Annotated in this window: 5 protein-coding genes and 1 pseudogene; 2 read left to right on the plus strand and 4 right to left on the minus strand. The window is 64.6% G+C overall.

What is annotated here, in order from left to right:
• Window positions 1-16: 16 nt before the first annotated feature.
• The gene (locus tag ACRYR7_RS23545; RefSeq protein ID WP_432574667.1) at window positions 17-139 is read left to right on the plus strand and encodes an IS3 family transposase; all 123 of its coding nucleotides are present in this window, start codon (window positions 17-19) and stop codon (window positions 137-139) included.
• Window positions 140-178: 39 nt separating this feature from the next.
• Window positions 179-391: pseudogene (locus ACRYR7_RS23550) on the plus strand (IS5/IS1182 family transposase); the annotation flags it as partial.
• A gap of 166 nt (window positions 392-557) precedes the next feature.
• On the opposite strand, the gene ACRYR7_RS23555 reads toward ACRYR7_RS23550, so the two are convergent.
• The 4 genes from ACRYR7_RS23555 to ACRYR7_RS23570 form a co-directional block, all read right to left on the minus strand.
• A complete protein-coding gene (locus tag ACRYR7_RS23555) occupies window positions 558-1,628 on the minus strand; it encodes a hypothetical protein (RefSeq protein ID WP_432574660.1) in 1,071 nt (356 codons plus the stop codon).
• A 20-nt stretch (window positions 1,629-1,648) separates the two neighbouring features.
• Window positions 1,649-3,082, minus strand: a complete 1,434-nt coding sequence (locus ACRYR7_RS23560; protein WP_432574662.1) for a hypothetical protein — start codon at window positions 3,080-3,082, stop codon at window positions 1,649-1,651.
• The gene (locus tag ACRYR7_RS23565; RefSeq protein ID WP_432574664.1) at window positions 3,075-5,990 is read right to left on the minus strand and encodes a hypothetical protein; all 2,916 of its coding nucleotides are present in this window, start codon (window positions 5,988-5,990) and stop codon (window positions 3,075-3,077) included. The genes ACRYR7_RS23560 and ACRYR7_RS23565 overlap by 8 nt, the downstream gene beginning before the upstream one ends.
• A 109-nt stretch (window positions 5,991-6,099) precedes the next feature.
• On the minus strand, window positions 6,100-6,427 hold a 328-nt coding region (locus ACRYR7_RS23570), incomplete at its 5' end, for a hypothetical protein (RefSeq protein ID WP_432574666.1).

The raw sequence follows: 6,427 nt of genomic DNA on the forward strand, positions 1-6,427 counted from the left end.
GGAGATGGAGATGGAGATGGAAGTCTTCTCCTACCTGGAAGGCTTCTACAACACTCGGCGTCGTCACTCTCGGCTGGGTAACCTCAGCCCCGTCGACTATGAAGATCAGCACATGACACGCAATCAGGCGTCCGCCTGACGGGGGTCACTTCACGACTACCCGCACCTGCGCGCCTGGCTGCGCCGGCGCAGCATCGTCCCGCGCATCGCCCGCCGCGGCGTGGACACCAGCCAGCGCCTGGGGCGGCACCGCTGGGTCGTCGAGCGCTCCCTGTCCTGGCTCTCCGGCTACCGCCGCTTGGCACCTCGGTACGAACGCCGCCCGAGCTTGTACGCCGCCTTCCTTACCCTGGCCCCCACCCTCACCTGCTACAAGAAACTCACCACATGAGACATGGTCTGAAACGGGCTCACTTTTTCCTCATAACCGGCTCGCAGCTACGCTGCCGTACTGCTGCCTGACACCGCCACTGGCGCATGTGACGCCGTCGGTGCCTGGAACATCGATTTTGGCACGGCGCGGAGACTCATCGTTTCACCTCCGCGCCGATGTGCATTCAGGGCGTGACGCGGGTTGCTGCGGCCGTCACTGTTGCGTCGACCAGAAGCTTCGCTGCGCCGACGATCTGCTTGTCGACGGCCGCTGGGATGGCCAGCACCGTGATCGACATGCCGTCCCCACGCAGTGAGGCCGCATACCGGGCGGCCTTCCTCAGCTCATCGCCTTCTGGTGCTACCACGAAGTGCTCCACAGTGCGCCGGTCGTATTGCACCAGCCACAGCTTCTTGCCTATAATTACGTATCCAGGGTCCCCCCCGCGCGCCTGCAGGGCGAGTATCTGCCGTATACCCCCGCTGGCCGTAGTTTGCCCCTTGACCTCTACAGCCAGCTTGACGTTCAGCGTGCCCTCCACTCGCAGCTTGATAACACTACCATCGGGTAGCTTTTCCTCGATGGTCTGTGGCTTTCGAACGCCCGTACCAACGAGCCGGTCAGTGCCGAGCTTGATCTCTCGCTGACCTTGGCGTTTCAGGGTCGGCATCTCGACTGCCCCCAGCAGGTGAGAGTCGATGACGTCGGCGGGGATCAACGGGTTGGTCAGGCGCTCACCTGCAGCTTTGATGCGCAGCAGCCTTACTCGTCGCTCGATCACCGGCAGAGTGCATCCGAAGACTTCGCGGATCACCCCCGCCACAAGAATGGGGGTTCCTCGGAACACCTTGGTGCCCTGTCGCACGGACTGAAGCAGCTGTGGGTCCTTGGCAAGGCGGTCCAACAGCGACTCCAGCAATCGGAACACCTCGGCCTCGACGACTGCCCGCGACACCACCGAAAGCCGCTCCAATGCGGGAGCACGTAGCACGCGGACCGTCATCAGCTCTCGCAGCGTCTTCAGCGTCGCACCACCCAGCGCTCCTCGTATCCGGATCATTCGTTCGATCAAATCAAAGTCGTCGGCTGCGCGAGCTGCGCGGGCGGCACGATCGGTGATCTCCGCGGAGGAGAGCGGGGCAAGTCCCACCCGGCGGGTCAACTCCTCCGCTCTCTGCGCAGTCACCAGCTCCCGCGTCGCTGCGGCGTTACCTTTGGCGGCGATCGCGTCGACGCCCTCGGCCACTGCGGTCACTGCCCTGCTCCGTGGCGGGGTCATGGGATCAGCACTCCGACGAGATCCAACACGACCGCAAGCGCGCTGGCGGGGCCGTGCTCGACGTCGAGCAGCAGAAGGGTCGGGTCCAGCGTGGCATGGAATAGCTTTTGCAGCTGCTCGTACTCAGCCAGGTCGACTCCGAGCTCCACCAACCCCCAGACCATGGCTAGGCCGATCCCAATCGGACCAGCCGCAGCGACCCCGAGCATTGCGAGGTCCATGCCGGCGAAGGCCAGTGCGCTCTTGGTGGCTCCGCTGCTGTCCAGTTCAGCGGCCAGCCGGCGCACGCTGGCCACGTCCTCGGCCAGGCGAGGAGGCAGCACGCCGATAGCACGGTCGATGAAGAACGGCAGCTTCCATGCGGTGACTCTCCCTGCGCCGGCGGCTCGACGCGCGAGCCCAGCGGGGGTCAGGGCATCGACCTCCGGCTTCGTGGGCATGGTCGAGGCCGCGGCACCCTCCCGCAATAGCTCGTCGATGGACTCCTCACACGTGCGCAGGAGCCGATCGAGTTCAGCGGCCCACTGAGGGCTGTTGCGCGCTGTGAGCTGGAGAGGACCGGCGACCGTCACGATGGGGTAAGACGTAGCGGCTTCGCGCAGCCCGACGAGGTACGCGGCGGTCGCCTCCGCCTCCGCTGCGGTGCCGTCATTCCTGATCTTGGCCGCTAGCGCAAGTTGTGACAGCTCCTGCCGATCGGGGTAGATGACCCCCCGCTGCAGAGCCATCACCACAGCAGCCGCCCCGACGACGACGCTTACAGCGGTCCGCAGAGCCGCAACGCGGCGGATCTGGTCAAGCTTTACCTCGGCTCGTAGCGCCGCAACCTGAGACAGCGCCGCCACCAATCCATCGTGGTCTTTAGTGTTGACCCGTGGCGCCGGGACCCTTCCAGGAGAAAGGTAGCGCGCCCGCTCGCTCACGGCGATCGCGCGGTTGTCGTGTAGGTAGCCGGCGTACAGCTCGTTGGCCACTAGCTCCACATCGAGCACTGCGCCGGCCACCGCCTCGCAGCGAGCGCGCCAGGTGTCGCGCACCTTCTCGATGCGTCGCAGGAGTTGAGCAGCGGCAGCTAGCAACAGGCGCGCCGCTTCGTCGTCGGAGCGCCCGTGCAGTTCGGTCAACTTCTTGTCCAAGGCAACGGCCGACGTCGGCAAGCGCCCGTATCTGAGGTCCATCTCCGGAGCGTCGTCGAGGTTCTGGGCGTCGACGGCGATCGCCACGTCGAGCACGTTGGTAGTCACAGTAATAACGCTGTTCTGATCCTCAGGGAGGTGCATCGCGATGGAAGGGCCTGCCCGCACCTTCGGGTTCAGTATCAACCATGCTTGGTCGCCGACTTCCTCATAGGCATCCAGTGCCCAGCCGATCGGGGTCGAGAACTGCGACCGGGCCAGGATTTCTTTCCCGACCCTGATGTGCTCAGCCACGGACACGGCCGGCCTGTCGGGATTCGCTAGGCCTTCGTGTCTGTCGAGGACGAGGCCCGCTGGGCTCGGTCGTCTCGTCGGGCTCGGTCGTCTCGTCGGGCTCGGTCGTCTCGTCGGGCTCGGTCGTCTCGTCGGGCTCGGTCGTCTCGTCGGGCTCGGTCGTCTCGTCGGGCTCGGTCGTCTCGTCGGGGTTCCAGTCCAACGTGCCCTTCTGCTGCAGCACCACCAGGTCCGTTGGTGTCCGCTCGATCCAGTCCGAGTTCGGCACCGGTGTCCCACGCTGTGGGGCACCAGCAGATGAGGTGGCAACGTCGGCTGCTAGCCCCTTAACATGGGCGTCATCGGGAAGCGGCGCCCGGTCGCTAGGCCAGTCGGTGCCTGTCCACAGCCGGTACATCACACTGGTTGCGAACCCTGGCCGTACCGGAACAGTGACTTCTGCAGCACCGGCGGCCAGGAAGGCACGGTGATCATCGTCTGCATCTTGCAGGCTGATCAGGTCGTCCCAGGTGTCTTGCGGCGCCCAGAAGTAGTCCAGCGCCTTCCACTGGGCGTGCTCCCACTCGAACGCCGTTCCAAAGTTAGTGACCTGGCGTTCCAGCGCCGCGATCTGCCCGAGGCGGATCTTGGGAATTTCCTGACCCTCGTCGGCGATGACATCGAGTGCGCCAGCCCCGCCACCGAGCATTTCGGCGAGCGAGCGCGCCAGCTCGGCACGTTCGAGCGCGCGATTGCGAAGCGGGTTACGACCCTCGATGACAGTGGCGGACAGAGCACTACGAGTGGCAGCGTCGTCAAATGTTGTGAGCTGAGCTTGGTAAGCTTTCATAATCTTGGACCAAGTATCGAACTGCCACTCGGACAACGCTGCCCCGGTGCGCTCAAATACGACTTCCACCGTGAGTGCAAAACCGGTCGTATTGCCGAGCAGAAAGGCGATCGGCACCTTCGCGCCAGGCGCGGTGACGTCCAGCGAAGACACCGTCGTCGGCTGACGCCACAAGGGCTGGGCGAACGACACCATCAACGGCGTTCCAATTTCAGGGCGGCCGGCTTGGGCAGTAAGATTGATAGGGACAGCACCGATTGCCAGTCGGGCGTGCAGCGACGGAAGGATTGGAGACATTTTCACATCATGAATTGCCACTAGGGATCCCCGCGCTTGGATAGCGCGGTATCCCGCCGGAACAATAATGCTGGTATCGGTTCGCGTAACCCACTCGCCTCTAACTTCAGACTGTGACGGGTCGACTGACAAGCCGGCCGTCTCAGTGCGGTAGCGCGCTGGCGCTGGATTGACGTCCGTCGCCCCGTACAAGGCAACCCACGCCAAATAATTTTCCGGCGTAATGTCTTCAGGCGAAAGCGGAACGGTTACGCCGTTGCTTGTAATCAGCGGCAATTGGGGACGGCCGCTGGCATTAAGCCGCCGACGCGCCAGCCACCGAAGATGGGCTCCCGGCTCGGGGACCGTCACTCGCAGCATCAACCGGGTACCGTAGTCCAACAGGCGCAGGTGCTGAAGCTTGTCGACCCACCGATAGATGCCGATGACGTGGTCTGCGCCGGGTGCCTGGTTGTCCACCTCGTGCAAGGTGGAGTCGTCGACCACGACAGTGCTTGCCCGCCGCTCCTGGGTGGAGCTCAGTGCGCGCACCTTCTGGGACGCCTTGGCGACGACCTCCTGAGCGAACGTAGACGACTGCTCATGTGATAACTCGCGGGCAGTCGTTTGGGAGGTTCCAAATGACGCCTGAGCGCTGACTGGCCCGTATGTGGCAGAGACTGCAGCGCCGGCGTTCCACGCCAGTGTGTCGTTCAAGCTGGCTTTGCACGCCTCCTCCAGCTCGAAGCGCTTGGTCGACTGGGTGTCGGTCTCGGTCGTGGTCTCGTTCTCGACCAGCGTGATGAGTTCGGCGTGCGTGGTCGTGGTGCGCCGGAAGGTGCGGGCACGACGTTCTCCGCTGAGCACGTTCTCGATGTGGGCGATGTCACCGTAGGCGTACTCGGTACGCTTGATCTCGGCAAGGAGCAGGTCGCCGACGCCCCAGCGCAGCGGCAACGGCTCCTCTGGTACTGGGTCAACCACGGCGCCAGAAGCGGGCAGCTGCTTGGCAGGCCATCCCTGCGGCGTCCCGCCGGCGGCGGCCAGCGCTTCCGTCGCTCGGGCTAACTCTTTGTCGAGCACTTCTACGGTTGTCGTCATGTCTGGCAGACGGAGTACAGGGTCGCGAACGACCTGGCCGAGCTCGCTCAGTAGGGCGACCACCTCACTATCAGCGTTTGGGCGCACGGCATCGGTACCTGCAGCAACCCATGCGGTGACCACGTCAAGCCCTTTACGAACCAGGGCCACGCGTGCCTCAGCGGCCGCAACGTCATTAGTCAGAGCTTTCCGCAAGGTGGACTGTTTGAGGCTGGCCGTCAAAGGGGCAGTGCTGCGCGCGGTGGCGGCAACGGTCAGCACTGCGCGGGTGAGAAAGGCGTGCACCTCTTCACGCTGGTCAGCAGCGGGCACCTCATTAAATCGGCCAGCTTGCGCCCGGTCGATGACCTCGGCGGTCAGGACGTGCATGGTGGCCGCGTCGGCCTCAGCTGCCGTTGCCGAGGTGCCGCCCGCGGCGATTCTGATGATCACCTGCTCGGCCTTTGCGCGGGCTGTGGCCAGGGTCGGCGCATCGTCCTCGCCCGGCTGCGGCCGGGGGAAGGCGTCGGCCGCCAGCTCGATGAGGCTGTCGGCATCGGCACGAAACTGAAGTCGCGCCAGCGCGTCGACGACCCGGGTGAGCGCCTGGTCGAGGGTGAAGTCATCGGCGGGCTCACCGCTCACTGGCACTAGCAGGTTCTGTGTTGCGGCGCTCAGCGCGGCAGGGCCACGCAGGCTGACGAATCGGAACAGCTGACTCATGGTCGCCCCTCCTCACGATCCGCGTCTATGCGGCTCGTGGAATGTTACTCATGGCAGGGGTCACGCAACAGGTTGTCGTGCTGCTTTGGACTTGCGGGTTCGTGCACGCTCATTGCGGCGACGAAGCCTTAAACGAACTGAACATGAAACTTTTGATTTTTAACACTACCTGGAGGAGTCGGCGAGCAATGAGCACAAGGGTGCTTACTACTGCAACGGCACTTACGGTGGGACGTGCCCGCCGTCGGTAGTGGCACATGCGTGCCTGGTGCTGGCGCCTGCGTCGCCAGGTGGACCACTGCCAGACGTGCTCGGCGGTGTGCTCAGCGGCCAACGCTAGCTTGGTGAGCAGGCGGCGGACGTCCGGGACCGTGTAGCCGATCAACTCGCCCGCGCCGCCGTGCTTCAGGTGGTGACGGCCGGCTCGGCGCCCCCCC

Origin of the sequence: Kineococcus gurbantunggutensis (assembly GCF_050871925.1) — a bacterium.
In the GTDB taxonomy this organism is placed as follows: Bacteria; Actinomycetota; Actinomycetes; order Actinomycetales; family Kineococcaceae; genus Kineococcus.